The sequence below is a fragment of the Micromonospora sp. NPDC049523 genome (assembly GCF_040676775.1).
Lineage (GTDB): Bacteria > Actinomycetota > Actinomycetes > Mycobacteriales > Micromonosporaceae > Micromonospora_G.
On the sequence record NZ_JBFAPP010000001.1, the window covers coordinates 19,121 to 45,039 of the forward strand.

Here is a 25,919-nt window from a genome sequence, read left to right on the forward strand (position 1 = left end):
GCGTCCGAAGAGAACGCGCCATCTGACGACAGGGAGCCCCCGGTGACGGAAATTCAGCAGGTGTCGGACGCCCGCGCCTACCCGTTCAACCCGCCCGAACGGCTGGACCTCGACCCGCAGTACGCCGAGCTACGTGAAAACGAACCGCTGACCCGGATCCGGATGCCCTACGGCGAGGACGCCTGGCTGGCCACCCGCTACGCCGACGTACGGGTCGTGCTCGGCGATCCCCGGTTCAGCCGGGCCGCCGCCGCGGCACACGACGAGCCCCGGAGCACGCCGCAGCGGCTGGCCACCGGCATCCTCAGCATGGATCCACCCGAGCACACCCGGATCCGTACGCTGGTCACCAAGGCGTTCACCGCACGCCGGGTGGAGCAGTTGCGACCGCGTACGCAGCAGATCGCCGACGAGTTGGTCGACGCACTGATCGACGCCGGTCCCCCGGCCGACCTGGTCGAGCAGTTCGCCACCCCGCTGCCGATCCGGGTCATCTGTGAACTGCTCGGGGTGCCGGTCGCCGACGAGCACAAGTTCCACCTCTGGTCGGAGGCGATCGTGTCGACCACCTCGCTGCCCCCGGAGACGATCCAGGAGTACTACGGCAACCTGTACGCGTACATGGGCGGCCTGATCGCGCAGCGCCGCGAGGAGCCGACCGACGACCTGCTCGGCGCGATGGTACGGGCCCGCGACGAAGACGAGGGCCGGCTGACCGAGGAAGAGATGGTGCAGCTCGCGGCCGGTCTGCTCGCCGCCGGACACGAGACGACCGTGACCCAGATCCCGAACTTCGTCTACACCCTGTTCGGCTACCCGCAGGAGCTGGCCCGGCTGCGGGCCGACCGGACCCTGCTGCCCGGCGCGATCGAGGAGTTGCTGCGGCACGTGCCGCTCGGCGCCGCCTCCGGCTTCGCCCGGTACGCGCTCGAAGACGTCGAACTCGGCGGTGTGCTGGTCCGCGCCGGTGAACCCGTGATCGTCGAACTCGGCTCGGCCAACCGGGACCACCGGGTCTTCGACGACCCCGACCGGCTCGACCTCACCCGCGAGCACAACCCGCACATGGGCTTCGGGCACGGCGTACACCACTGCCTCGGCGCGCAGCTCGCCCGGATGGAGTTGCAGGTCGCCATCGGTACGCTGCTCGACCGGCTGCCCGGACTGCGGCTGGCCGTGCCCGAGTCGGAACTGGTCTGGAAGAGCGGAATGCTGGTACGCGGCCTCAAGCACATGCCGGTCGAATGGTGAGCCCCGCCTGGCGGGTCCGGGTGGACGCGCGCCGCTGCATCGGCTCGGGAATCTGCGCCGGTGCCGCACCGAGACACTTCGTGCTCGTCGACGGACTCTCCACCCCGGTCGCCGAGACCGTCATCCCGGCCGACGAGGTCGCCGCCGCGGCCGACTCCTGCCCGGTGGAGGCGATCACCGTACGGGACTCGACCGACGACCGACTGATCGCACCCGAGCCCTGACCGGCACCGATCGGTGGGGCCTGGCGGCCGGTGACCGAGCCAGGCCCCACCGATCAGCGTCCACGGACCAACCGGTGTCTAGGCTGGACCGGTGATCTACAAGCTGCTGGCGGCGGCGGACTGGGCCGAAGCCGAAACCCAGGGTCGGTACGACGGTTCGGCGGTCGACCTCCGCGACGGCTTCATCCACCTCTCCGGCCGGGACCAGGTGGTCGAGACGGCGGCTCGGCACTTCGCCGGCCAGTCGGACCTGGTCCTGCTCACCGTCGCCCCGGACCGGCTCGGGGCCGACCTGCGCTGGGAATCGTCGCGGGGCGGCGCACTCTTCCCACATCTGTACGGGCCGCTGCCGACCGACGCGGTGGTCGCGGTCGCACCCCTGCCGGTCGAGCTCCCGGTCCCGGACGCGGTAGCCGCCCTGCTGACCTGAGCGCCGCGCGGGCTCGGGTCGCGTCGCCGGGCCGGGTCGGACCGGGCCGGGTCGGACCAGGCCGGGTCTGGTCAGCGGACCGCCCCGCCTCAACGCGTCGGTTGGGAGCCGCCGCGCAGGTCCTCCTCGATCCGCCGGGCGGTGGCGAGCAGCGGCGGCAGCAGCTCCCTGCGGATCACCTCGGAGGTGCCCCGGCTGGCATGGGCCGACACGTTCAGCGCCGCGATGACCGAGCCGTCCTCGCCGTGGATGGGTGCGGCCAGCGACCGCAACCCCTCCTCCAACTCCTGGTCGACCAGCGCGAAACCCTGGCTGCCGATCCGAGTCAGCGCGGCGCGCAGCTTCACCGGGTCGGTGATCGTACGCCGGGTGAGCGGGCGCAACTGCGCCGTGTCGAGGTAGTCGGCAAGCCAGTCGGCCGGCTGTCCGGCCAGCAGCACCCGGCCCATCGAGGTGGCGTACGCCGGGAACCTGGTCCCGACGCTGATCGCCACCGCCATGATCCGTTTGGTCGGCACCCGCGCGACGTAGACCACCTCGTCGCCGTCGAGCACCGACATCGAGCAGGACTCGTGCACCTGTGCGACCAGCGCCTCCATGTGCGGCTGGGCCACCTCCGGCAGGCTCAGGCTGGACAGGTAGGCGTAGCCGAGTTCCAACACCCGGGGCCGCAGCGAGAACAGCCGCCCGTCCGTACGCATGTAGCCAAGCTCGACCAGGGTGAGCAGGAAGCGACGGGCGGCGGCCCGGGTCAGCCCGGTCGCGCGGGCCACCTCGCTCAGGGTGAGCTGCGGGTGGACGGCATCGAAGGCCCGGATCACCGCGAGACCGCGCTCGAGCGACTGGACGAACTCCGGACTTCGCGACGCCGTCTCGGTCGCCTCGGTCACCCATCCTCCTGTTGCAGAGTGCGCTGTGCGACCTTGAACGCCCGGTTCGCCGCTGGTACGCCAGCGTAGACGCCGACCTGCAACAGCACTTCGCGGATCTCCTCGCGTGTCAGGCCGTTGCGCAGCGCGGCGCGTACGTGCATGGCCAGTTCCTCCTCGTGTTGCAGGGCGGCCAGCATCGCCAGCGTGATGCAACTGCGGGTACGCCGGTCCAGGCCGGGACGGGTCCAGATCTCGCCCCAGGCGTACCTGGTGATGAGGTCCTGGAAGTCTGCGGTGAAGTCGTCGGTCCCGGCGACCGCCCGGTCCACGTGCGCGTCGCCGAGCACCTGCCGGCGTACCGCCATGCCGGCCTCGTGCCGCTCACGGTCGTCCATCGGGCTCCCCCGGCGCGGCCAGGTGATCCAGCAGCAGCTCGGTGACCAGCTCCGGCTGCTCGACGTTGGCCAGGTGGGCGGCGTCCGGCACCACCCGCAGCCGGGCTGCCGGGATCGTCGCGGCGATCAGTTCAGCGTGCGGCACCGGCGTCGCCGGGTCCTCCGCCCCGGCGATGACCAGTGTCGGCGCGGTGATCCGGGGCAGGTCCGGCCGCAGGTCCATCGCCCCGATCGCCTCGCAGCAGGCGGCGTACCCGTCGGCCTGGGTCGCGGTCAGCATCGCCCGGTGCGCGGCGACCACCTCCGGCCGACGAGCCGCGAAGGGCGGGGTGAACCAGCGGGCGAGCACCGCGTCCGCGATCGCCCCGGTGCCGGCCCGGCGTACCGTCTCGGCCCGCTCCCGCCAGCCCTCGGGTGGGCCGAGCAGGGCCGAGGTGCAGAGCAGCGCCAGCCGTTCCACCCGCTGCGGCGCGTACGCGGCCAGCCACATGCCGACCATCCCGCCGAGCGACAGTCCCGCGTACGACACCCGCCGGATCCCGAGGTCGTCGAGCAGGTCCAGCAGGTCGGTGCCGAGACCGGCGATCGTGTACGGGGCCGACGGCGGCGCCGAACCGCCGTGACCCGCGTGGTCGTACCGGATCACCCGGAACCGTGACGCCAGTGCGTCGACCTGCGGCCGCCACATCTGTCCGGTGGTCCCCAACGAACTGCCGAGTACGAGCACCGGCGCGTGTTCGGGACCGTCGATGCGGGCGTGCAGTCGACTCGTCATCCCCCTACCTCCCGTGAAGGGTTACCGACCGGCCGCTGTTCCCGGTGCCGGGTCAGGGCTCGGTCGATGAAGACGCCCGAGGATCCCAGCCATCGCCTCGGGTCGAGTGCCCGGTCGAGCTCGTCGTCGGTGAGCAGGGCACGGACCGTCGGGTCGGCGAGCAACGCGTCCCGCAGCGTCGCCCCGGAGCGAACCGACTCGGCGGCGGCCCTGGCGACCAGGTCGTGCGCGGCGGTACGCCCGACCCCGGCCGCGAGTCGGGCGGCGACCGCCTCGGCCAGCACCAGCCCGCCGGTCGCGGCGAGGTTGGCCCGCATCCGGTCCGGCCGGACCCGCAGCCCGTCGAGCAGGCGCCGGGTCCGGAAGGCGACGCTCCCGGCGAGCCGGAGCAGGTCGAGCAGTGGTTCCCATTCGGCGTGCCAACCGCCGGCAGCCCGCTCGTGCTCCTGCACGGCGGCGGCGAACATCGTGGCGACCAGGTGCGGGGCGCGCCGGGCCGCCGCCGTGACGAGAACCGAGTCGACCGGGTTCTGCTTGTGCGGCATCGCCGACGAGCCGCCCCGGCCCGCCGGCCCGCCCTCGGCGACCTCGGCGACCTCGGACTGGGCGAGCAGCCCGACGTCGAGAGCGATCTTCCCGGTGCCCGCGATCAGCCCGCCGAGCGCGGCGCTGAGGTCGAGCAGCGGTTGCCGCCGGGTGTGCCAGGGCAGCGGGGAGGTGGCCAGGCCGAGCCGGTGGGCGAGCCGGTCGGCCACCGCCGGACCGGCCGGGCCGAGCGCGGCCAGGGTGCCGGCCGCGCCGCCGAGTTGCGCCGGCAGCGCGAGCCGGTCTGGAGGTTGGTCCGGCCGGGCTTGCGGGTCGAGCCCGGTTTCCGCGACGAGCAACGGGACGAACCGGGTCTCCGCGTCCGGCAACGGGGCCAGCCGGGTCCCGGCGTCGAGCAGCGCGTCGAGCCGCGTTCCGGCGTCGAGCAGCGCGGTCAGCCAGCCGGCGGCCTTGAGCCCGAAGGTGGTCGGTGCCGCCTGCTGGCCGAGTGTCCGCGCCACCATGACGGTGTCGCGGTGCTCGTGGGCGAGCCGGGCGGCGGCGTCGGCCGCGGCGTCGAGGTCCTGTCGCAGCGGCACCCCGGCCCGTACGGCCACCAGCACCAGCGCGGTGTCGAGCACGTCCTGGCTGGTCGCGCCGAGGTGCACCCACGGCCGGGCGTCGCGCGGTACGGCAGCGGTCAGCGCCCGGACCAGCGGGATCACCGGGTTGCCGGACTCGTCGGCGTCCCGCCCGAGCGCGGCCGGGTCGAACCGGTCGGCGCGGCATTCCCGCCCGATCGCCGCGGCCGCCGGTGCCGGTACGAGCCCCTCGTCGGCCGCCGCCTCGACCAGTGCGCGTTCGACGTCGAGCATCGCCTGCAGGACGGCCCGGTCGGTCAGCTCGTTGTCCACCTCGGACGCACCGAACAACCCGCCGAACAGCGCGCCCCGAGTCGACGGGTCGGCTTCCTCGTCGCCGGGGCGGTCCCCGACCGGTACCGGGCCGTCGGTGCCGAACTGATCTCCGGTCGGTACGCCACGCAGGCGGGCCGGTGGGCGGTCCTCAGACGGCGAAGAAAACGGTCTCATGCTCGCCCTGCAGGTGGATGTCGAAGTGGAAACCGTCGGGCGCGCTTCGGGCGAGCAGGGTCGTACGCCGGTCCGGGTCGATGCCCGCGAGCACCGGGTCGGCTTCGTTCGCCGCCGGTTCGTCGGGGAAGTAGAGCCGGGTCACCAGCCGGTGCAGCAGCCCGCGGGCGAAGATCGACAGGTCCAGGTGCGGCGCCTCGACGGTCCCGTCCGGTCCGGGCAGCGGCCCCGGTTTGACCGTGCGGAGGGCGTACCGGCCGGAGGCGTCGGTGGGGCTGCGGCCGAAGCCACGGAAGCCGGCGACCAGCGAGCGGTGGGCGCCCCGGGGGTCGTCGGGGTGGTCGAAGCGGCCGTCCGGGTCGGCCTGCCAGCTTTCGACCAGCGCGTCGACCACCGGCGCACCGGCGCCGTCGAGGATCTGCCCGCGCAGCCAGATCTCGCCCGGTGTGCCGGCCGGCACGACATCCGGCCCGTCCGGCCAGAGCAGCCCGAGATGCAGGTACGGACCGACCGTCTGCGACGGGGTGGAGCCGAGGCGCTCAGTCATCGTCGTCGTCCCCGTCCTCGAAGGGCGTGCTGTCCCGGCCCCGCAGGACGATGTCGAACTCGAAGCCCAGCGCCCACTCCGGTTCGGAGACGGTGTGGTCGTACCGGGAGACGAGCCGTTGCCGGGCCTGCCGGTCGGGGATCGAGTTGAAGATCGGATCCTGGAAGAAGAGCGGGTCGCCGGGGAAGTACATCTGGGTCACCAGGCGTTGGGTGAACGCCCGGCCGAACAGCGAGAAGTGGATGTGCGCCGGCCGCCAGGCGTTGAGGTGGTTGCGCCAGGGATAGGCGCCCGGCGCGATGGTGACGAAGCGGTACCGCCCGTCGGCGTCGGTGAGTGCCCGCCCGACGCCGGTGAAGTTGGGGTCCAGTGGTGCTGGCCAGTTGTCCACCGCGTGCCGGTACCGGCCGGCCGCGTTCGGCTGCCAGATCTCGACCAGGGTGTCGGGGACCGGGCGGCCGTCGCCGTCGCGTACCCGGCCGTGCACGATGATCCGTTGGCCGATCGGTTCACCGTCGTGCTGACGGGTGAGGTCGTGGTCGAGCGGGCCGAGCCGTTCCGCACCGAGCAGTGGCCCGGTGACCTCGGTGAGCCGCTGCGGCAGCAGGACCAGCGGTCGGCTGGGGGCGCGCAGCACGGTCGAGCCGTACTCCGGGCTGAGCAGCGGCGGGTGCGTACGGTCGCCGTCCGGTCGGTACGTCGGCAGCACCAGGCCGGTCGGGCGGCGCCCGGTGGTCTCGGTCATCGGTCCCTCCTAACAGGCTTCCAGCACGACGGCCAGCCCCTGGCCGACGCCGATGCAGATGGCGGCCAGCCCGAAGCCGCCGCCGCGGCGGTGCAGTTGCCAGGCGAGTGAGCCGAGGATGCGTGACCCGGACGAGCCGAGCGGGTGTCCCAGGGCGATCGCCCCGCCCTGCGGGTTGACCAGGTCGGGGTTGAGCGCGGCCAGGTCGTCGGGGCGTACGCCGGCGAGGGCGCCGCCGTACCGGCCGATCGGGGTGCGGACCGCGTCGACCAGGTACACCTCACCGGTCATGCGGCACCGTCCAGGGTGGCGGTGAGGGCGCGCAGCGCGGTGAGTTCGGCCTCGGTCGGCGCGGGCTCGGTGCCGAGGTCGTCGGCGATGACGAGCGGCCAGCCGGTCGACGCGCGGGCCCGTTCCACGGTGGCGCCCGGATGCAGCCGGGTGAGGGTCAACTCCAGGCTGTCCGGGTCGGGTTCGAGGACACCGAGGTCGGTGATGACCAGCCGGGGGCCACCGCCGCGCAGTCCGAGCCGTTCCCGGTCGCCGGGTCCCCGGCCGTAGCCGACCGAGGTGACGAAGTCGACCCGCTCGACGAACGTACGCGGGGTCTGCCGGACCACGACGATCACCTCGCGGCAGGAGGCGGCGATCTCGGGCGCGCCACCGGCCCCGGGCAGCCGTACCTTGGGGTCGTCGTAGCTGCCGCCGATCACGGTGGTGTTCAGGTTGCCGAGGCGGTCGAGTTGGGCGGCGCCGAGGAAGCCGACGTCGATCCGGCCGGGCTGCAACCAGTAGTTGAAGACCTCGGGCACCGAGACCACCGAGTCGGCGGTGTCGGCGAGAATGCCGTCGCCGATGGAGAGCGGCAGCCGGTCCGGTTTCGCGCCCAGGCAACCGGACTCGTAGATCAGCATCAGGTTCGGGGCGTGCGTGGCACGGGCCAGGTTCGCCGCCGTGCTCGGCAGTCCGATGCCGACGAAGCAGGACCTGCCGTCGCGCAGTTGCCGGGCGGCGGCGACGGTCATCATCTCGTCCGCCGTCCAGTCCGGACGGCCGGCGGTGTCCAGGCCCTCACTCATTCCGATTCAACCGCTTCCAGCACGTGTGTCTCCATCCACTGGCGGAAGGTGTCCCGGTCCCGGCTGATCTCGTCCCAGCCGAGGTAGAAGCCGTTGTCCCGGACCGAGTAGCCCTGTGCGTACGACGGGTGTGCGCCGCCGGGGACCTCGGCCACCGCGCTGACCACCCAGGCCGGCAGGATCACCTGACCCGGTACGGGTTCCAGCCGCTCGACGACCTCCTCGACGGTGACCAGGGATCGGCGGGCGGCCAGCACCGCCTCCTTCTGCACCCCGGTGATGCCCCAGAGCTGGACGTTGCCGGCCCGGTCGGCGCGCTGGGCGTGCACCACGGTGACGTCGGGCCGCAGCGCCGGTACGGCGGTCAGCAGCTCTCCGGTGAACGGGCAGCTGATGGTCCTGATGTTCGGGGTGTGCCGGGGCAGGTCGGTGCCGGTGTAGCCGCGCAGTACGGCGAACGGCAGGCCGGAGGCGCCGGCGACGTACCGGTTGGCCATCCCGGCGTGGCTGTGTTCCTCCAGTTCCAGGCGGCCCGGCCAGGAGTTCTGCACCGCGTCGCGGAACCGGTGCAGGGAGCCGACGCCTGGGTTGCCACCCCAGGAGAAGACCAGCCGGTTCGCGCAGCCCATGCCGATGAGCTGGTCGTAGATGACGTCCGGGGTCATCCGTACCAGGGTCAGGTCGCGCCGTCGCTGGCGGATGATCTCGTGGCCGGCGGCGAACGGGATGAGATGGGTGAAGCCTTCGAGGGCGACCACGTCCCCGTCGTGCACCAGCTCCGCGATTGCCTCGGACAGCGAGACGAGTTTCGCCATCGGCCTTCCGCCTCCTCGTTTCCGAGCCGCCGCCAAGTGTTCGGCATGCGGACTGCCGTCCTCAATTCGAACGTAGCGGCCGGCGAGGCGTTCCGTCAACGAGGTCGGAGGCCTCCTCAAAGGACGTTGGAGCCGTTGCGGAAATGTGGCCGGCACGTGTCGGGACGAGGCCTTGACGTGAGGCTCACCACATGCCAACGTTCTAAATGAGAACAGCCGTTCGCCTTGCGAACACCGCCGCCGCTTCCGAACACCACCACCCACCGCTTCCGAACACCCTCAAGGGCTTCCGGTCGAGGCCCGTCCCCCTCGGTCCGCGCAGGACCACCGGACGCAGGAGCGACTCATGCGCCGTCTCATGGTCAGTGCCATCGCCGCCATCCTGATGCTCGGCGCGGCGGCCTGCGGTTCCGCCGACGAAACCGGCGACGACGACGGCTCCGCCGGACCGGATCGGGTCAAGGTCGGCGCGATCCCCATCGTCGACGTGGCACCGCTCTACCTGGGCAAGGAGAAGGGTTTCTTCCGCGAGCAGGGAATCGAGCTGGAGGTGGTCAACACCACCGGCGGTGCCGCAGCCGTACCGGGCGTGGTGAGCGGCGAGTTCGACTTCGCCTTCGGCAACGTCGTCTCGCTCATCCTGGCCCGCTCCCAGCGGCTGCCGCTGAAGGCGATCGCGGTGGGCAACTCGTCCACCGGCAAGGCCGACGCGGACTTCGGCGGCATCGTGGTCCCGCCCGGCAGTCCGGTCCAGACCGCGGCCGACCTCGCGGGCCGTACCGTCGCGGTCAACAACCTCAAGAACGTCGGCGACACCACCGTGCGCGCCTCCATCCGCAAGGCGGGCGGTGACGCCACCAAGGTGAAGTTCGTCGAGCTGCCCTTTCCCGACATGCCCGCGGCGGTCGCCGCCAAGCGGGTCGACGCGGCCTGGATCGTCGAGCCGTTCTTCACCGTGTCCCGCAACCAGGGTGCCCGGGTGGTCGCCTCGAACTTCGTCGACACCGCGCCGAACATGACCGTGGCGGCGTACTTCACCAGCGAGAAGGTCGTCAACGAGCAGGCCGACCTGACCCGCCGGTTCAAGGCCGCGATCGAGACCTCGCTGAAGTACGCGCAGGAGCACCCGGACGAGGCCCGCAAGGTGCTGCTGAGCTACACCAAGATCGAGGCTGCGGTGACCGAGCAGATCACCCTGCCCGCCTGGCCGACCGAGATCAACCGCGAATCGGTGCAGGTGATGGCCGATCTGATGCTGACCGACGGGCTGATCAAGGAGAAGGTCGACATCTCGGAACTGCTGCCGTGAGTGCTGGAGGGCGGCGCCCGGTCGGTGGCGGCCACACGCTGCTCGGCGTACTCGGCTTCGCGACCTTCCTGGCCGTGCTGGAGGCGGTGCCGCGCAGCGGGCTCGTCTCCCCCGACTATCTGCCGCCGCTGAGCCGGATCGCGGTCGCGCTGACCGAACTGCTCGGCGAACCGGCATTCTGGACCGCTGCCGGGGACACCGTCCGGGGCTGGTTCCTCGGCCTGGCCATCGCGGTCGCCCTCGGCGTCGTGCTCGGCTTCGTCATCGGCACCGTGCCGGTGCTGCGCGAGTTCACCGCCTCCACCATCGAGTTCCTCCGGCCCATCCCGTCGGTGGCGTTGATCCCGCTGGCCGTGCTGCTCTTCGGCACCGACCTGCGTTCGGTGCTGCTGCTGGTCGTCTACGCCTCGTTCTGGCAGGTGCTGATCCAGGTGCTCTACGGCGTACAGGACGTCGACCCGGTCGCCCAGGACACCGCCCGTACGTTCGGTCTCGGCCGCTGGGCCCGGATCAGGTACGTCACCTGGCCCACCGCACTGCCGTACCTACTCACCGGGGTCCGGCTCGCCGCCGCGGTGGCGCTGATCCTGGCGATCACCGCCGAACTCGTCATCGGCGCACCCGGCCTCGGCAACGCGATCGGCACCGCCCAGTCCGGCGGCGCGGTCGCCGAGATGTACGCGCTGGTCATCGTCACCGGACTGCTCGGGGTGGCGGTCAACATGCTGGCCCGGCTGGCCGAGCGCTGGCTGCTCGCCTGGCACCCGTCGATCCGCAGCGAGGTGCCGGCGTGAGCGAGCGCAGCGAGGTCACCAAATCGGCTCGGGAACAACGTCGGCGACGAGCGAAGCGAGGAGGCGGCGTGAGCGAGCGCAGCGAGGTCACCGGTCGGCTCAGGGTCGACGTCGGCGACGAGCGAAGCGAGGAGGCGGCGTGAGTCTGGTTGTCCGGATGGTCAGGGGCGTGCTGGCCGTACTCGCCCTGCCGGTGGCGCTGCTGGCGCTCTGGTGGGTCACCTCCGCCGACAGCACCACCTACTACCTGCCGCCGCTGTCGGAAATCCTGTCCATCTTCGACGACGTCTGGCTGCACTCCACCCGACTCGCCGACGACGTACTGCCCAGCGTGCTGCGGCTACTCATCGGATTCCTCGTCGCGGTGCTGCTCGGCGTCGGGCTCGGCGTCCTGATCGGCTCCTCTCGAGCGCTGCGCGCCTTCTGTGAACCGGTGCTGGAGTTCCTGCGGGCGATCCCGCCACCGGTGCTGATCCCGGTCCTGATGCTCTTCGCCGGCATCGGCGACTCGATGAAGGTGCTGGTGGTCGTCTCCGGCGCGGTCTGGCCGATCCTGCTCAACACGGTCGAGGGCGTCCGCGCGGTGGACGAGGTCCTCACCGAGACGTGCCGCTGCTACGGCATCCGCGGCCCGGCCAGGCTCTGGCACCTGGTGGTCCGCTCGGCCAGCCCGCAGATCGTCACGGGCATGCGCCAGGGCCTCTCGATCGGCATCATCCTCATGGTGATCAGCGAGATGTTCGCGGCCAGCAATGGGCTCGGCTTCACCATCATCGGGTTCCAACGGTCGTTCGCGGTCACCGAGATGTGGACCGGCATCCTGCTGCTCGGCCTGCTCGGATACCTGCTCGCGCTGCTGATGCGGGTCTTCGAGCGGCGGGTCCTCCACTGGTACTTCGGGCTGCGCCAGGCGCAGCGAGGCGGGAGTCGATGAGCACTATGACGCAAACCCAGGCACAGGCCGACGGTGGTGTGCTGCTCGACGTACGCGCCATCCGCAAGGTCTACGACGGCCGTGGCCGGTCGGTCGAGGCGGTCCGTGACCTGACCTTCTCCGTCGGCCGGGGCGAACTGGTCTGCGTGGTCGGACCCTCCGGCGCCGGCAAGACCACCCTGCTCAAGTGCATCGCCGGCCTGCTCCCGCCGACCGGCGGAGCGGTGGTGCTGGAGGGGAACACGGTGGCGGGTCCGCCGCCCGGCATGGCCGTGGTCTTCCAGGAGTACGGCCGCAGCCTCTTCCCGTGGATGACCGTACGGGACAACGTCGAACTGCCGCTGAAGCAGAAGAAGCTGCCCCGTGCCCGGCGCCGGGAACTCGTCGACGAAGCACTCGCCGCGGTCGGTCTCGCCGACGTGCACGCGGCCCACCCATGGCAGCTCTCCGGCGGCATGCAGCAGCGGGTGGCGATCGCCCGCGCGGTCGCGTACGAGCCGCACATCCTGTTGATGGACGAACCGTTCGCGGCGGTCGACGCGCAGACCCGGGCCGACCTGGAGGACCTGGTCCGGTCGCTGTGGCAGCGGCTCGGGGTGACCATCCTGTTCGTCACCCACGACATCGACGAGGCGGTCTACCTCGGTCAGCGGGTGCTGGTCCTGTCCAGTTCACCGACCGTGGTGCTGGACGACGTGGCGATCGACCTGCCGGCCGTACGCGACCAGCTCGGCACCCGTTCGTCGCCCCGCTTCGCCGAACTGCGGGCGCACGTGTTCGGGCAGATCCAGCGGGCGAAGGACGGCCGACCGGCAGACCCGCGATGACCACCGTCCGCGAGGCGACCTGGGCGCTGCTGCGCGAGTACGGCATGCGCCGGATCTTCGCGAACCCCGGCTCGACCGAGGTGGCCTTCCTCGCCGACCTCCCCGACGACCTCGAGTTCGTGCTCGGCCTGCACGAGGGATCGGTGGTCGGGCTGGCCACCGGGTACGCGATCGCCACCGGGGCGCCGGCCTTCGTCAACCTGCACACCACCGCCGGGCTCGGCAACGCGGTCGGCGCGCTGGCCACCGCCCGGGTCAACCGGGCACCGCTGGTGGTCGTGGTCGGCCAGCAGGACCGCCGCCATCTGGCCCTGGAGCCGTTCCTCGCCGGCCAACTCGACCGGCTCGCCGGACCGTACCCGGTCTGGGTGGACCAACCGGTGCTGGCGCAGGACGTACCGACGGCGATCCGGCGGGCCTGGCACGAGGCCGGTCAGCAGCGGGGTCCGGCCCTGGTGGTGGTGCCGATGGACGACTGGTACGCCGACCTCGACCCGTCGCTGGGCCTGGCCGCGCCGAGCACCGTACGACGTTCGGGTTCGGCACCGGGTCCGGCCGCCGACGAGGTCGCCCGACTGCTCACCGACGCGTCCGCCCCGGTGCTCGTCGTCGGTGCCGGCGCGGACGACCGGGCGAGCTGGGACGCGCTGGTCGAACTGGCCGAGCGGCTGGACGCACCGGTGTGGCAGGAGGCGTTCGGTGCCCGCGCCGGCTTTCCGCAGGACCATCCGCGGTTCGCGGGGCACCTGCCGGCCGGGCGGTCCCGCCTGCGGGCGGTGCTCAGCGGGCACGACGTCGCACTCGTCGTCGGTACCGGAGCGTTCCGGCAGTACCCGTACGAGCCTGGACCGTTGGTGCCGGTCGGGATGCGGGTCGCGGTGCTCTCCGACGACCCGGCCGAACTGCACCACAGCAGCGCCGAACTGGCCGTACTCGCCGATCCGGCGACGTTCTGCGCGGCCGTGGCCAGACTGTTGCCGGATCGCCCGCTGGTGCCGGCGAGCGCACGACCGGCAGGCGGCGACGTGCTCGACGCACCGGACGACGGTGCGCCGCTGCGGGCCGGGCACGTGTTCGCCGCGTTGGCCGCCCGGCTGCCGTCCGATGTGGTGCTGGTCGAGGAGACCCCGTCCACCCGTCCCCAACTGCACCGGATGCTGCCGGCCCGGCAGCCCCGCGGCTTCGTCAGCGCGGCCATGGGTGGTCTCGGCTTCGGCCTGCCCGCCGCCGCCGGACTCCGCCTCGGCGACCCGAGCCGGCCGGTGGTGGCCGTGCTCGGCGACGGATCGTCGCTCTACGCCATCCAGGGCCTGTGGAGCGCGGCCCGGTACGGCTGCGGCGTGCTGTACGTGATCCTCTCCAACGGACGCTACGCGATCATGGACCGGCTGGCCGAGAAGCACGGCGGCAAGCCGCCCTGGCCGGCGTTCGACGAGATCGACGTGGCCGGGCTGGCCGGCGCGTTGGGCTGCCCCGCGCGGCGGATCACCGATCACCCCGACCTGCTCGCCGTACTCGACGAGGTGGTGCCGACGCTGGCCGACCGGACCGAACCGCTGCTGCTCGACGTACGGGTGGCGACCGAACCGCACTTCGAACCCTGAGCCCGTCCCGGCAGGCCCAGCCCAGCCTGCCACCCGCGAGAAGGAGGACCCGGTGACTCTGCTCGACCCCACCACCACCTGGCACGGCAAGGTCTTCAGCGACGGCTGGGGCAAGGCCGACGGCGGTGACGCCGCGGTCGTCGAGCCGGCGACCGGGGCCGAACTCGGTCGCACCGGCATCGCCTCGCCGGACGACGTGAGCCGCGCCTGCGCCCGCGCGTCAGCCGCCCAACGTGCCTGGGCGGCGACCGGTTTCGAAGAACGCGCGGCGGTGCTGCGCCGGGCCGGCCAGCTGTGGGAACAGCACGCGGCCGAGGTCGGCGACTGGGTGGTCCGCGAATCCGGGGCGATCCCGCCCAAGGCCGAACTGGAGACGCACATCGCGGCCCAGGAGTGCTACGAGGCCGCCGCCCTGCCGTCCCGCCCGCTCGGCGAGGTCATCCCGTCCACCTCGCCCCGGCTGAGCCTCGCCCGCCGGGTGCCGGTCGGTGTGGTCGGTGTCATCGCACCGTTCAACTTCCCGCTCATCCTGGCCATCCGCTCGGTCGCCCCGGCCCTGGCCCTGGGCAACGCCGTGGTGCTCAAACCCGATCCGCGTACGGCGGTCAGCGGTGGCGTGTCCATCGCCCGGGTGTTCGAGGAGGCCGGACTCCCCGAGGGACTGCTGCACGTGCTGCCGGGCGGGGCGCAGACCGGCGAGGCACTGGTCGCCGACCCACACGTACGGGTGATCAGCTTCACCGGTTCCACCGCCGCCGGTCGCGCCGTCGGCCAGGCCGCCGCCCGGCACCTCAAGCGCGCGCACCTCGAACTCGGCGGGAACTCGGCCCTGATCGTGCTCGACGACGCCGACCTGGACCTCGCGGTCTCGGCCGGGGCGTGGGGTTCGTTCCTGCACCAGGGACAGATCTGCATGACCACCGGCCGGCACCTGGTGCACGAGAGCGTAGCGCAGCGGTACGTGACCGAGCTGGCCGAGCACGCCGACCGGCTGATGGTCGGTGACCCGGCCCGCGACCGGGTGGCCCTCGGCCCGATCATCGACGCCCATCAGCGGGACAAGGTACACAGCCTGGTCACGGCGAGTGTCCGGGAGGGAGCGACGCTGGCCGCCGGTGGCACCTACGACGGGCTGTTCTACCGGCCGACGGTGCTCGCCGGGGTTCGCCCCGGCACCCCCGCGTTCGCCCAGGAGGTCTTCGGACCGGTCGCACCAGTGATCAGCTTCGGCGACCTCGACGAGGCGGTCTCCCTCGCCACCGACAGCGACTACGGCCTCTCGCTCGGCATCCTCAGCCGGGACGTGATGAAGGCCCTCGACCTGGCCGAGCGGATTCCCAGCGGGATCGTGCACATCAACGACCAGACCGTCGGCGACGAGGCGGTGGCCCCGTTCGGCGGCGTCGGCTCGTCCGGCACCGGGGCCCGGTTCGGCGGCGCGGCGGCGAACGTGGACGCCTTCACCGAGACCCAGTGGGTCACCCTGCAGGGCGCCATCACCCGGTACCCGTTCTGAGCCACCATAGGAGAAACCGATGCGTACCCAGGTCGGGATCGTGGGTGCCGGACCCGCCGGACTGATGCTGTCGCACCTGCTGCACCTGCGCGGCATCGACTCGGTGGTGATCGAACGCCGCAGCCGGGACTACGTCGAGCGCCGGATTCGGGCCGGCGTGTTGGAGCAGGGCTCGGTGGACCTGCTGCGCGACAGCGGGCTCGGGGACCGGTTGACCCGCGAGGGAAGCCGGCACGAGGGGATCGAGCTGCGCTTCGCCGGTGAGGCGTACCGGGTGCCGATGACCGAGCTGACCGGCCGGGCGATCACCGTGTACGGGCAGCAGGAGGTGGTCAAGGACCTGATCAGTGCCCGGATCGCGGCCGGTGGTCGGATCGTGTTCGAGGTCGACGACGTCGGCCTGCACGGGCTCGACACGTCGACGCCGGTGATCCGGTTCCGGCAGGGCGGTCACGACGTGGAGCTGCACTGCGACTTCGTCGCCGGCTGCGACGGGTCGCACGGGGTCAGTCGCGGCTCGGTCCCGGGCGGGGTGCTCACCTCGTACGAGCGGGCCTACCCGTTCGCCTGGCTGGGCGTACTCGCCGCCGCCGCGCCAGCGGTGAAGGAACTGGTCTACGCCAACCACGAGCGGGGCTTCGCGCTGTACAGCCTCCGTTCGCCCGAGGTGTCCCGGCTCTACCTGCAGGTGGACCCGGACGAGCAACTGGACGAGTGGCCCGACGAGCGGATCTGGGCGGAGCTGCGTACCCGGCTGGAGACAGTGCCGGGCTGGTCGGTGAACGCGGGACCGATCCTGGAGAAGAGCATCACCCCGATGCGCAGCCTGGTGGTCGAGCCGATGCAGTGGGAGCGCCTGTTCCTCGCCGGGGACGCGGTGCACATCGTGCCGCCGACCGGCGCGAAGGGGATGAACCTCGCGCTCGCCGACGTGGCGCTGCTCGGCGACGCGTTCGCCGCCTGGTACGCGGACGGTCGCGACGACCTGCTGCGCGACTACTCCCGTACCGCCCTGCGTCGGGTCTGGCGGGCACAGCACTTCTCCTGGTGGATGACCTCGATGCTGCACCGGCTGGACAGCCACGACCCGTACGAGGTGCAGCTCCAACTGTCCACCCTGCGCTACGTCGCCACCTCCCGGTCGTACGCGACCAGCCTCGCCGAGAACTACGTCGGCCTGCCCGAGGTGTGACCAGCAACGACGTACGGGATAGGTTGCCGCCGTGGCGATCATCGAGCTGAGCACTGTCGTGCCGTCGCCAGCGGCGAGGGTTTTCGACCTGTCGATCGACGTGGACGCGCACACCGCCTCGATGCTCACCGCGCGGGAACGGGTGGTCGCCGGGGTCGCCCACGGTCCGATGGCGCTCGGTGACACGGTCACCTGGGCCGCCCGGCACTTCGGCGTCACCTGGCGGATGACCTCTCGGATCACCGTCCACGACCGCCCGCACCGGTTCGTGGACGAGCAGGTCAGCGGCCCGTTCCGGCGCTGGTACCACGAGCATTTGTTCACCGACGAGCCCGACGACGGCACGGATGGCGCTCCGGGCAGCACGGTCATGGTGGACCGAATCGAGTTCACCGCGCCAGCCGGACCGCTCGGGTGGGTGGTGACCATCGTCTTCCTGCGGCGATACATGCGCCGCCTGATCGACCAGCGCAACACTCATCTTGTACGGGCGCTGGCCGCCGCTGCGCCGGACGGACCCGGTACCGCGTCAAAGGGATAGTCGAATGCCGAACTGACCATGGTCGGCGGGCGATAAAGCGACACCGGGCAGAAAACGTACGCCAACTACGCCACACTGAACGCCATGAATATGCTTCGTCCACATCCACGTTCGTCGCGGGGGTGGCGACGTGGGTGAATCCGACAACGCACTCGACGATCTTCGCGCCGAACTCGCGGTCGGCGTACGGGCATATCTCGCCATGACCGATCGCGGCTCGGTGGCCGGACAGGAACGGCTGCAACGGATCTGCGCCCAACTGGAATGGTTTCTCAACGGGCTGCTGCGGGACCACCCCGGCTGGAACCGCCACCGGTACGTCGACGGTCTGCTCCCCGATTCCGTCGTGGTCACCTCCCCGCTCGGGCTCGAGATCCGGGCGATGATGATCTGGGGCAAGGGACGCAGTCAGTGGGCGGAGCCGTTCCTCGGCGCACTGGCGGTGTCGCCCACCGCGGACCGGATAGAGTCGTACGAGTTCCGCTTCGGCGACGCCGGGCAGGGGCTCGGCAAAGTGCCATTCCGGCCCCGCCGCCATCGGCCGGCCGACCCGGCACGCTGGCTGTTCACCCTGACCGACGAGGCTACCGGCGCGGGCTAGCAGACCCATCGCCGCGAACGCGATCATGCGAACCGGCGCCGCCTCCCGACCCGCTATCGTTTCCGGTCGATGATCGGCTCGGCGGACCGACGATGGCCGTGGGCCGGCGATGCTGGGCGGACAGCGGACGACCGGGAACGGGGATACGGATTTCCATGCACGAGCGGGACCGGGACGCGCTCTCCGAGCGGCAACTGCGGGCGATCGCCGAGGTGCTGGCCGTGGCGGAGCGGGAGCGGATCGAGGTCTGGCTGCGGGGCGGCTGGGCGATGGACTTCTTCCTCGGGTCACGGACCCGCGAGCACGTGGACGTCGACTGGTTCTGCTGGGCGGCGGACGCGGACAGGTTGACCGAAGCGTTGGCCGTACTCGGCTTCGGGCCGACCGGTGACGCAGCCCCGGAACAGCAGCGCGACCTCGTCCGAGGCGACGTCGAACTGGGCATCGCCCTGCTCGACCGGGACGACACCGGTCGGGTCGTGGTGGCCGGTGGGCCCTACGCAGGTGAGCCGTGGCCGGACGGCATGCTCGACGCGGCACCGGGCCGGCTCGCCGGTCTGACCTGTCCGATCATCGCGGCGCCGGCCCAGATCGAGATCAAGCGGATGATGCCGGTATGGGTGCCCGGGATGACGCGCCGGGACAAGGACCGCGACGATATCCTGCTGCTCCGCGCGGCTCTGCCGCCGGACTGACCGGCGTCACCCGCGCCGACCGACGCCAACCACCGACGCCAACCGGCGCTTCGCCCGACCCGAGGTACCCGTGGAACATCCGAACGTCGCCCTGCTCACCCGGTTCTACGCCGCCCTGGCCGCCGGTGACGGCACCACCATGGGTGCCAGCTATTCCGACCGGGCCCGGTTCTCCGACCCGCTCTTCCCCGATCTCGACGCCCGCGAGGTGCGGGGCATGTGGTCGATGCTGACCGCGCGGGCCCGGGCCGAGGTCGAGGTGTCGGAGATCGTCGCGGACGACAGCGGCGGCTCGGCGCACTGGGTCGCCACGTACCCGTTCGGCGGTCGGACCGTGCGCAACGACGTACGTTCCCGCTTCACCTTCACCGACGGCCTGATCCTGACCCACCGTGACGAGTTCGACGTACGGCGGTGGGCTACGCAGGCGCTGGGCCTCAAGGGACGACTGCTGGCGATCACGCCGGCCGGTCGGCGGGTGCTACAGCAGACCGGCCGGCAGAGGCTGGACAAGTTCCTGGCGGCCCGCGACTGAACGACCATCGTCGATGGGCACGCTCCCACGCATCCCGTGTTACATTGACATCCGTCATTGAATTGACGGTCGTCGTCGTAGTTCGGGAGGGTGGAGATGAGAGGTCGCCTCGTTGTCGGGTTGGCCACCGCATTCGGCGTCGGCATCGCCGGGCTGGTCGCCGTGACGGCGCCGGCAGCCGGCGGAGCCGGTGTCGCCGCGATCGGAGACTTCGACTTCAGCCGTCCCCAGGTGGTCGCCACCAACCTCCAGACACCCTGGGGCATGGCCTTCCTGCCCGACGGCAGTGCCCTGGTCGCCGAGCGCAACAGCGCCCGCGTACTCCAGGTGCGTCCCGGTCAGACACCCCAGCAGGTGGCGCTGATCTCCGGGGTCTCGGCGGGTGGTGAAGCCGGGCTGCTCGGGCTCGCCGTGTCGCCCACCTACGGCCAGGACGGCTACGTGTACGCGTACTTCACCTCCGCCAGCGACAACCGGATCGTCCGCTTCCGGCTGACCGCGCCGCAGACCCAGCAACCGATCCTCACCGGCCTGGCCCGGGCCACCGTCCACGACGGCGGGCGGATCGGGTTCGGTCCGGACGGGATGCTCTACGCCGGGGTCGGTGACGCCAACCAGACCGCCAGCGCACAGGACCCGCAGAGCCGCAACGGCAAGATCCTGCGGATGCGGCCGGACGGAACCGTACCCCCGGACAACCCCACCGCCGGCTCACTGGTGTACAGCCTCGGCCACCGCAACGTGCAGGGTCTGGCCTGGGACGCGCAGGGCCGGCTCTACGCCAGCGAGTTCGGGCAGAACACCTGGGACGAGGTCAACTACATCGTGCCCGGCGGCAACTACGGCTGGCCCACCGTGGAGGGCCGGGCGAACGACCCGCGCTTCCGTGATCCGATCGTCACCTGGACCACGGCCGAGGCCTCGCCCAGTGGTGCCGCCATCGCCGGCAACCGGCTCTTCGTCGCCGCTCTGCGCGGCACCCGGCTGTGGACCGTACCGTTGACCGGCAACGGCGGCGCCGGCACCCCGGTCGCCCAGCTGACCGGCGCGTACGGCCGGCTGCGCACGGTGGTGTACGCCCCCGACGGCTCGCTCTGGGTGAGTACCAGCAACCGTGACGGGCGCGGTACGCCGGCCACGACCGACGACCGGATCCTGCGCTTCCCGCCGCTGGACGCCACGCCTCCGCCCACCAGCACGCCCCCGCCCACCACTGCCCCGCCTACCACCGCCCCGCCTACCACCGCACCGCCGACGACGGCCCCGCCGACCACACCGCCCCCGACCGGTCTCGGCTCCTGCACCGTCGGCTGGCAGACGAACCAGTGGGCCAGCGGGTTCACCGCGAACGTGACCATCACCAACCGCGGGCCCGCGGTGAACGGCTGGACCCTGACCTGGGCGTTCGCCGGAACCCAACAGGTCACCAGCGGGTGGAACTCGGTGATCACCCAGACCGGCCAGAACGTCAGTGCGCGCAACGCCGCCTGGAACGGCACCATCGCCACCAACGCCAGCACCACCTTCGGCTTCCAGGCGAACCACTCCGGCAACACCCCGCGACCAGTCGAGTTCCGCTTGAACGGGACCGTCTGCGGCGCCGGCTGACCCGTCGTGCCGGCCGGTCGACCGCCGGCACGGCGGGCAGCCGTACCCCCACAGCCGCGGGGGCACAGAATCAAGAATCGACCATTGCTGCACGCACGTCGGCCCGGTCCGGTTCGAATGATTCAAGAGACAACTATCACTGCTTTCATCGGGCTCGACCTATGCGATTGTTGACGAATGCGCGGCGGAAGATCAAACCGGCTGCTGCTGGTCGAGGATGACGCGGACCTCACGGAATTGCTCACCGAGACGCTGAGCGACGAGGGCTACCTCGTCGACCGCGCACCCGACGGTCAGCGTGGCCTGCATCTCGGGCTGACCCGACCGTACGACGTGATGGTCATCGACCGACTGCTGCCCGCGCTCGACGGCCTCGACCTGATCGCCCGGTTGCGCTCGCGGGCGGTCCCGGCGAGGACGCTGATGCTCACCGCGCTCGGCACGGTCGACGACCGGATCGCCGGGCTGGACGCGGGCGCCGACGACTACCTGGTCAAACCCTTCGACCTGGACGAGCTGAGCGCCCGGCTGCGGGCGCTGTGCCGGCGTGCGTCCGACTCCACCGAGGTGCTGCGGATCGGCTCCGGGCTGCTCGACCTTGCGCCGCGCGACGTCGTGCTGGCCGACGGGACGCGGGTGGCGCTGTCCGCTCGCGAGTTCGAGCTGCTGCGGGTGCTGGCGGCCCGGCCGAGCGCCGTGCACCCCCGGACCGAACTGCGCCGCCGTGTCTTCGACGAGGCCGCCGCGGCATCGATCGTGGACACCTACGTCTACTACCTTCGGCGCAAGCTCGGCCGCGCGGTGATCCGGACGGTGCACGGGCTCGGCTACCGGCTCGGCACACTCTGATGGATTCGGCCGAGCGGAGGATCGTCCGGCGGGCCAGGCTACGGATCGGCCTGCTGGTCGGCCTGTCCATCAGCGCGCTGCTGCTGCTGGGCGGGGGCATCTCGTACGCGGCGCTGATCCGTAGCCAGGAGGCCCAGATCCAGCGTGAGCTTGAGTGGGGCACGACGTACGGCACGATCGCCGGTCCACCCGCCTGCAGTTGGATCTTCCAGTACGACGGCAGCACCGTGGACACCGGCACCAATCCGCCGCCCCCCGGCTTTCCGGTGCGGAAGGCGCTGGAGACGGTGGCCGCTACCGGGGCCACCGAGATCACCACTGTGACCCGCAACGAGACGGTCTACCACGTGCGTACGGCGGCCCGCGGCGACACGGTGGTGCAGGCGGTGTTCGACGCGCGTTTCCAGCTGTCCGACCGGCGGCACCTGCTGCTCGCGTTCAGCCTCGCGGCAGCGGTCGGCCTGCTCGCCGCCACACTGACCGGCGTGCTCGTCGGCCGCCGGGCCGTGGCACCGCTCGCGGAGGCACTCACCCGTCAACGCCGCTTCGTCGCGGACGCCAGTCACGAACTGCGTACTCCGATCGCCCAGGTACACACCCGCGCCCAGTTGCTGGCCCAGCGGGCGCGTACCGGCAGGTCGTCCACGGACCTGCACGATCTCGAACGACTGGTCGGCACCACCCGGCGACTCGGCGAAATCGTGGACGACCTGCTGCTCTCCGCCCAACTCGCCGCGGCTCCCAGCGGCCAGCAGCCGAACCCGCCGGTCGACCTCACCTCGCTGGTCGGGGCGACGGTCGCCGCGGAGACCGAACGCGCCGCCGAGCGCCAGGTCACGGTCACCGTCGAGGCGCCCGATGGGCCACTACCGGTACCGGGGGTCGAGTCGGCGCTGCGCCGGGTCGTCGGCGAGCTGCTCGCCAACGCGCTGGTCCACACTCCCGCTGGCGGCCGGATCCACCTGGCGCTACAGGCCCGCGACGGCTACGCCGAGATCGTGGTCGCGGACACCGGCGAGGGCTTCGACCAGGCGGACGCGCGGCGGATCTTCGACCGGTTCCACCGCGGCGCGGGTTCCGGCGACCAGCGCTTCGGCCTCGGGCTGGCCCTGCTGCAGGAGGTCGTCACCAGCCACCATGGCACGATCGCGGCCGAGGGCTATCCGGGCCGTGGCGCGATCTTCACGGTACGGCTTCCCACGACCCGGTTCCCCGCGTCGACACAGGGACAGCTCCGGGGCGTCAGGTGGCAACGTGTGCGGCAACTCGGAGCCGACACGTAGCGAGTCGACACGTTCGTCGACGCGACCCCCCGGTGCGACGCGTCCGATCGGCCCAATCCGGCGCCAACATATCGATGACCTTTGAAATCAATCTGAAAAACGACATGTACAAAACTTCTATTCGCTGATCCGCGAGGAGGTCATTGTGCAGTCCCTCCGTCTACCCGACCTGGTCACGTCCCTCTACCGGATAGTGGTCGGCCTACTCTTCACGCTGCACGGCGCGTCGTCGCTGTTCGGCGTCTTCGGCGGCAGCCGTGGCGCGGGCGAGGCCATCCCGTTCGGCACCTGGCCCGGTTGGTGGGCCGCGCTCATCCAACTGGTCGGCGGGCTGCTGGTGCTGGTCGGACTCGGTACCCGCCCGGCCGCCGTACTCTGCTCCGGCTCCATGGCGTACGCCTATTTCGTGGTCCACCAGCCGGACGACCTGCTGCCGCTGAACAACGGCGGTGAACTGTCCGCACTGTTCTGCTGGTCGTTCCTGCTGATCGCCGTGCTCGGCCCCGGGCCATGGTCGCTCGACCGCGGGCTGTCCGCCCTGCAGCGGTCCCGTCGGTCGGCACCGCAACCCGCGTCGGTGGCCTGAGAACGAGGGCGGGCTCCGCTCGACCGCGTCGGCCGGCGGGCACCCCGGGGAACCCGGTCGTGCCCGCCGGCCACGTGCACCGGCATCGGCGCAGACCGGCCGTGTCGCCCCGGCGCCGGAACCGCCCGGGTGCAACACGAAACCGACCCGACCGGCCGGGCCCGGTCAGCTCGGCTCGGACCGGCCGGACGCGCTCCCGGCGAGCACCACCGCCGCCGCGAGCAGGGCCGCCCCGGCGACGCCGGCCGCACCGAGCCGGTCATGCAGCAGGACCGACGCCAGCAGGGCGCCGGTCAACGGCTCCAGCAGCGCCAGCACCACCGCCGTGCTGGCACCCACGGTGCGCAGGCCACGGAAGTAGAACGTGTACGCCAGCGCGGTCGGTGCGGCCCCCAGGGCGACAAGCAGCCCCACGGTGAGCAGGCTCGGTTGGAAACCCAGCCCGACCGTGGAGACGGCGATCGGTGCCAGCAGCAGTCCACCGACACCGAATCCGAGCCCGACCGCGGCCTGCTCGTCCAACCCGACGACCGGCCTGGCACCGAGCCGGGTGACGGTGGCGAAGCCTGCGGCGGAGAGCAGTGCCAGCCCCGCGCTGGCCAGTACGGCACCCGGTGCGTACCCACCGGCGGGCAGGCCCACCAGCAGGCCCAGGCCGACGACGGCCAGGCAGACCGCGCCGACCGTCCGCCGGCTCGCCCTGCGCCGGGTGGTCACCCAATCGGCCGCCAGCACCAGCACCGGCGAGGTACCGATGGTGACCAGGGTGGCCAGTGAGACCGAGGTCAGCGCCACCGCCCCGAAGTAACAGGCCTGGTAGAGGGCGAACAGCATGCCCAGCACGACGATGCGGGACCAGGCCGCCCGACCGCGTGGCAACGGCCGACCGGAGAGCAGGAGCACGAGGACGAGCAGTACGCCGCCCACCGCGAGGCGGTACGTGGCGACCGCCACCGGGGACAGACCCGCGTGCCGGCCCAACAGGCTGCCGAGCAGCCCGCCGGTTCCCCAGAGCACCCCGGCCAGGGCGAGATAGGACAGACCCACACCGGTACGGCGACGAGCAGCCGCCATCGGCGTTGAAGAAACAAGCATGAAAAAACGCTCCTGCGACGAGAAGGAATTGGTCGCGGAAGCGGGGCACGACGAACCGGCCCGGGTACGGGCGACGTCAGCTCAGACGGCGTGACGCGAAGAGCGCACTGCCCCGCTCAGGAGCGGGGCGGCGGAGTGATCGGGAAGCGTCGGTGCACAACGCCACTCTAACCACAACCGCGCGCGGCACGTATTCGAGAAGCCGCGCGCGGAGCAGGGGCCGGGCGGGTCACGTTCGACGGCATCGGGCGCCGCGTCGTCGGGGCGCCCGAGCCGGAACGGATCAGCGCAGTTCGGCCACGTCCAGGCGGCGCTGCATGCCACTCACCGCGTCGAGCGGATCGAGGTCGGCGCGCGGCAGCACGTACCGGGCGGTCAGGGTGTCCACACCGGTACCCCGGGCGCCACTGGGCCGGTAGGTGACCGTGGCGGCGCCCGCCGAGGCAACCTCGACCACACCCGCGCGCCAGGTGCCGGAACGGAAGATCCAGACCGGGTCTGTCGGTTGGTAACTGTCGGTGGGCACCACGTCGTGCGGGTCACGCTGGTTCGGGTCGATGGTCGGTACGGCCATCTCTACCTAGCCTCCTGTCGTTGCGCGGCTTGTCGGGTGGTCAGCGCACGTGCGGGCTCGGTTGGCGGTAACCCCGAGCAGTTGTTTCGTCACGGGCCGACCCACCCTCCAATTACTAACCGTGAGTAACCGGGCACACCTACACAAGCGCTATCATGCTCGCTGTGCGATGCAGACGCAAGAGCAGATGCACGTGCAGATGACCATGCAAAGCGGTCGAGAGAAGGAGCGGTACCGCGCCGCCCACCTCCGCCCGGGAACAGGATCCCGGGCTGCGACCTGACCGACACCCGGCCTGTCCTGGCCGTTGAGAGAGACTTCGATGAATCAGCCATACAACGGGATCCCCGTCACCGAGCTACCGCCCATCGCCTGGCGGAAGAGTCGCCGCAGCAATCCGAGCGGGAACTGCGTCGAACTCGCGGAGCTACCCGGTGGCGCGGGAATTGCGGTCCGTAACTCCCGGGACCCGAACGGTCCGGCCCTGATCTACACCCCGGCCGAGATCACCGCCTTCATCCTCGGCGCACGGGACGGCGACTTCGACCACCTGATCGGATGATCGCCCGGACCCGGTGAAAATCGGGCCCTTCCGAGGGTGGGAGACCCGCTGATATTCGAACCCTC

The 25,919-nt window shown here is 71.5% G+C and carries 31 protein-coding genes; 20 read left to right on the top strand and 11 right to left on the bottom strand.

Going from position 1 to position 25,919, the window contains the following annotated elements; translation table 11 throughout:
- Window positions 1–42: 42 nt before the first annotated feature.
- From AB0J90_RS00090 to AB0J90_RS00100, 3 genes are all read left to right on the top strand, one after another.
- Window positions 43–1,251, top strand: coding sequence for a cytochrome P450 (locus AB0J90_RS00090; protein ID WP_363590638.1), 1,209 nt, complete (start codon window positions 43–45; stop codon window positions 1,249–1,251).
- Entirely contained in the window at window positions 1,245–1,475 is a 231-nt protein-coding gene (locus AB0J90_RS00095; RefSeq protein WP_363590639.1) for a ferredoxin, read from the top strand. The genes AB0J90_RS00090 and AB0J90_RS00095 overlap by 7 nt, the downstream gene beginning before the upstream one ends.
- Before the next feature lie 91 nt (window positions 1,476–1,566).
- A complete protein-coding gene (locus tag AB0J90_RS00100; RefSeq protein WP_363590640.1) occupies window positions 1,567–1,905 on the top strand; it encodes a DUF952 domain-containing protein in 339 nt (112 codons plus the stop codon).
- Window positions 1,906–1,994: 89 nt separating this feature from the next.
- Here the strand turns inward: AB0J90_RS00100 and AB0J90_RS00105 are convergent, their stop codons facing one another.
- Genes AB0J90_RS00105 through AB0J90_RS00145 form a run of 9 tightly spaced genes read right to left on the bottom strand, consistent with a single transcriptional unit; the run spans window position 1,995 to window position 8,749 of the window.
- Window positions 1,995–2,795 (bottom strand): IclR family transcriptional regulator, encoded by an 801-nt coding sequence (locus tag AB0J90_RS00105; protein WP_363590641.1) that lies wholly within the window; start codon window positions 2,793–2,795, stop codon window positions 1,995–1,997.
- Window positions 2,792–3,172 carry a 4-carboxymuconolactone decarboxylase gene (gene pcaC / locus AB0J90_RS00110; RefSeq protein WP_363590642.1) on the bottom strand — a complete coding sequence of 127 codons (381 nt, stop codon included), beginning with the start codon at window positions 3,170–3,172 and terminating at the stop codon, window positions 2,792–2,794. Before pcaC ends, AB0J90_RS00105 begins: the two co-directional genes overlap by 4 nt.
- A complete protein-coding gene (pcaD, locus tag AB0J90_RS00115) occupies window positions 3,159–3,947 on the bottom strand; it encodes a 3-oxoadipate enol-lactonase (protein WP_363590643.1) in 789 nt (262 codons plus the stop codon). Before pcaD ends, pcaC begins: the two co-directional genes overlap by 14 nt.
- Window positions 3,944–5,563, bottom strand: a complete 1,620-nt coding sequence (locus tag AB0J90_RS00120) for an adenylosuccinate lyase family protein (protein WP_363590644.1) — start codon at window positions 5,561–5,563, stop codon at window positions 3,944–3,946. Before AB0J90_RS00120 ends, pcaD begins: the two co-directional genes overlap by 4 nt.
- A complete protein-coding gene (gene pcaG / locus AB0J90_RS00125; RefSeq protein WP_363590645.1) occupies window positions 5,538–6,110 on the bottom strand; it encodes a protocatechuate 3,4-dioxygenase subunit alpha in 573 nt (190 codons plus the stop codon). Before pcaG ends, AB0J90_RS00120 begins: the two co-directional genes overlap by 26 nt.
- The gene (gene pcaH / locus AB0J90_RS00130; RefSeq protein WP_363590646.1) at window positions 6,103–6,855 is read right to left on the bottom strand and encodes a protocatechuate 3,4-dioxygenase subunit beta; all 753 of its coding nucleotides are present in this window, start codon (window positions 6,853–6,855) and stop codon (window positions 6,103–6,105) included. The genes pcaG and pcaH overlap by 8 nt, the downstream gene beginning before the upstream one ends.
- A 9-nt stretch (window positions 6,856–6,864) precedes the next feature.
- Entirely contained in the window at window positions 6,865–7,146 is a 282-nt protein-coding gene (locus AB0J90_RS00135) for a hypothetical protein (RefSeq protein ID WP_363590647.1), read from the bottom strand.
- Entirely contained in the window at window positions 7,143–7,934 is a 792-nt protein-coding gene (locus tag AB0J90_RS00140; RefSeq protein WP_363590648.1) for a CoA-transferase subunit beta, read from the bottom strand. Before AB0J90_RS00140 ends, AB0J90_RS00135 begins: the two co-directional genes overlap by 4 nt.
- Window positions 7,931–8,749, bottom strand: a complete 819-nt coding sequence (locus tag AB0J90_RS00145; protein ID WP_363590649.1) for a CoA-transferase — start codon at window positions 8,747–8,749, stop codon at window positions 7,931–7,933. Before AB0J90_RS00145 ends, AB0J90_RS00140 begins: the two co-directional genes overlap by 4 nt.
- 346 nt (window positions 8,750–9,095) lie before the next feature.
- On the opposite strand from AB0J90_RS00145, the gene AB0J90_RS00150 reads away from it, so the two are divergent.
- The 16 genes from AB0J90_RS00150 to AB0J90_RS00225 all read left to right on the top strand — a co-directional run bounded on the left by AB0J90_RS00150 (window position 9,096) and on the right by AB0J90_RS00225 (window position 23,623).
- Window positions 9,096–10,058, top strand: a complete 963-nt coding sequence (locus AB0J90_RS00150; RefSeq protein ID WP_363590650.1) for an ABC transporter substrate-binding protein — start codon at window positions 9,096–9,098, stop codon at window positions 10,056–10,058.
- Window positions 10,055–10,852: an ABC transporter permease gene (locus AB0J90_RS00155; protein ID WP_363590651.1), complete on the top strand. Its 798-nt coding sequence runs from the start codon at window positions 10,055–10,057 to the stop codon at window positions 10,850–10,852. The genes AB0J90_RS00150 and AB0J90_RS00155 overlap by 4 nt, the downstream gene beginning before the upstream one ends.
- The gene (locus tag AB0J90_RS00160) at window positions 10,849–10,995 is read left to right on the top strand and encodes a hypothetical protein (RefSeq protein WP_363590652.1); all 147 of its coding nucleotides are present in this window, start codon (window positions 10,849–10,851) and stop codon (window positions 10,993–10,995) included. Before AB0J90_RS00155 ends, AB0J90_RS00160 begins: the two co-directional genes overlap by 4 nt.
- On the top strand, window positions 10,992–11,786 hold the full coding sequence (locus AB0J90_RS00165) for an ABC transporter permease subunit (RefSeq protein ID WP_363590653.1): 795 nt from the start codon (window positions 10,992–10,994) through the stop codon (window positions 11,784–11,786). Before AB0J90_RS00160 ends, AB0J90_RS00165 begins: the two co-directional genes overlap by 4 nt.
- Window positions 11,783–12,613, top strand: a complete 831-nt coding sequence (locus AB0J90_RS00170) for an ABC transporter ATP-binding protein (RefSeq protein WP_363590654.1) — start codon at window positions 11,783–11,785, stop codon at window positions 12,611–12,613. The genes AB0J90_RS00165 and AB0J90_RS00170 overlap by 4 nt, the downstream gene beginning before the upstream one ends.
- Complete coding sequence (locus AB0J90_RS00175; protein ID WP_363590655.1) at window positions 12,610–14,217, top strand: thiamine pyrophosphate-dependent enzyme; 1,608 nt, start codon at window positions 12,610–12,612, stop codon at window positions 14,215–14,217. Before AB0J90_RS00170 ends, AB0J90_RS00175 begins: the two co-directional genes overlap by 4 nt.
- A gap of 52 nt (window positions 14,218–14,269) precedes the next feature.
- Window positions 14,270–15,733 carry a benzaldehyde dehydrogenase gene (locus AB0J90_RS00180; protein WP_363590656.1) on the top strand — a complete coding sequence of 488 codons (1,464 nt, stop codon included), beginning with the start codon at window positions 14,270–14,272 and terminating at the stop codon, window positions 15,731–15,733.
- A gap of 19 nt (window positions 15,734–15,752) precedes the next feature.
- Window positions 15,753–16,925 (top strand): 4-hydroxybenzoate 3-monooxygenase, encoded by a 1,173-nt coding sequence (locus tag AB0J90_RS00185; RefSeq protein ID WP_363590657.1) that lies wholly within the window; start codon window positions 15,753–15,755, stop codon window positions 16,923–16,925.
- A 31-nt stretch (window positions 16,926–16,956) separates the two neighbouring features.
- On the top strand, window positions 16,957–17,466 hold the full coding sequence (locus AB0J90_RS00190; RefSeq protein ID WP_363590658.1) for an SRPBCC family protein: 510 nt from the start codon (window positions 16,957–16,959) through the stop codon (window positions 17,464–17,466).
- A gap of 130 nt (window positions 17,467–17,596) precedes the next feature.
- Window positions 17,597–18,067: a hypothetical protein gene (locus AB0J90_RS00195; protein ID WP_363590659.1), complete on the top strand. Its 471-nt coding sequence runs from the start codon at window positions 17,597–17,599 to the stop codon at window positions 18,065–18,067.
- A 155-nt stretch (window positions 18,068–18,222) separates the two neighbouring features.
- Entirely contained in the window at window positions 18,223–18,762 is a 540-nt protein-coding gene (locus tag AB0J90_RS00200) for an aminoglycoside adenylyltransferase (protein ID WP_363590660.1), read from the top strand.
- A gap of 70 nt (window positions 18,763–18,832) precedes the next feature.
- A complete protein-coding gene (locus AB0J90_RS00205; RefSeq protein ID WP_363590661.1) occupies window positions 18,833–19,297 on the top strand; it encodes a nuclear transport factor 2 family protein in 465 nt (154 codons plus the stop codon).
- A 96-nt stretch (window positions 19,298–19,393) separates the two neighbouring features.
- The gene (locus AB0J90_RS00210; RefSeq protein WP_363590662.1) at window positions 19,394–20,905 is read left to right on the top strand and encodes a PQQ-dependent sugar dehydrogenase; all 1,512 of its coding nucleotides are present in this window, start codon (window positions 19,394–19,396) and stop codon (window positions 20,903–20,905) included.
- A gap of 177 nt (window positions 20,906–21,082) precedes the next feature.
- Window positions 21,083–21,754, top strand: a complete 672-nt coding sequence (locus tag AB0J90_RS00215; protein ID WP_363590663.1) for a response regulator transcription factor — start codon at window positions 21,083–21,085, stop codon at window positions 21,752–21,754.
- Complete coding sequence (locus tag AB0J90_RS00220; protein WP_363590664.1) at window positions 21,754–23,037, top strand: HAMP domain-containing sensor histidine kinase; 1,284 nt, start codon at window positions 21,754–21,756, stop codon at window positions 23,035–23,037. The genes AB0J90_RS00215 and AB0J90_RS00220 overlap by 1 nt, the downstream gene beginning before the upstream one ends.
- A 145-nt stretch (window positions 23,038–23,182) precedes the next feature.
- Window positions 23,183–23,623 (top strand): DoxX family protein, encoded by a 441-nt coding sequence (locus AB0J90_RS00225; RefSeq protein ID WP_363590665.1) that lies wholly within the window; start codon window positions 23,183–23,185, stop codon window positions 23,621–23,623.
- Between the two features lie 165 nt (window positions 23,624–23,788).
- Here AB0J90_RS00225 and AB0J90_RS00230 read toward each other — a convergent pair whose 3' ends face one another.
- Both AB0J90_RS00230 and AB0J90_RS00235 read right to left on the bottom strand, forming a co-directional pair.
- Window positions 23,789–24,718: an EamA family transporter gene (locus AB0J90_RS00230; RefSeq protein WP_363590666.1), complete on the bottom strand. Its 930-nt coding sequence runs from the start codon at window positions 24,716–24,718 to the stop codon at window positions 23,789–23,791.
- A gap of 283 nt (window positions 24,719–25,001) precedes the next feature.
- A complete protein-coding gene (locus AB0J90_RS00235) occupies window positions 25,002–25,292 on the bottom strand; it encodes a hypothetical protein (RefSeq protein ID WP_363590667.1) in 291 nt (96 codons plus the stop codon).
- A 322-nt stretch (window positions 25,293–25,614) separates the two neighbouring features.
- Here AB0J90_RS00235 and AB0J90_RS00240 point away from each other — a divergent pair, with 322 nt between their 5' ends.
- On the top strand, window positions 25,615–25,854 hold the full coding sequence (locus AB0J90_RS00240; RefSeq protein ID WP_363590668.1) for a DUF397 domain-containing protein: 240 nt from the start codon (window positions 25,615–25,617) through the stop codon (window positions 25,852–25,854).
- The last annotated feature ends 65 nt before the right edge of the window (window positions 25,855–25,919 follow it).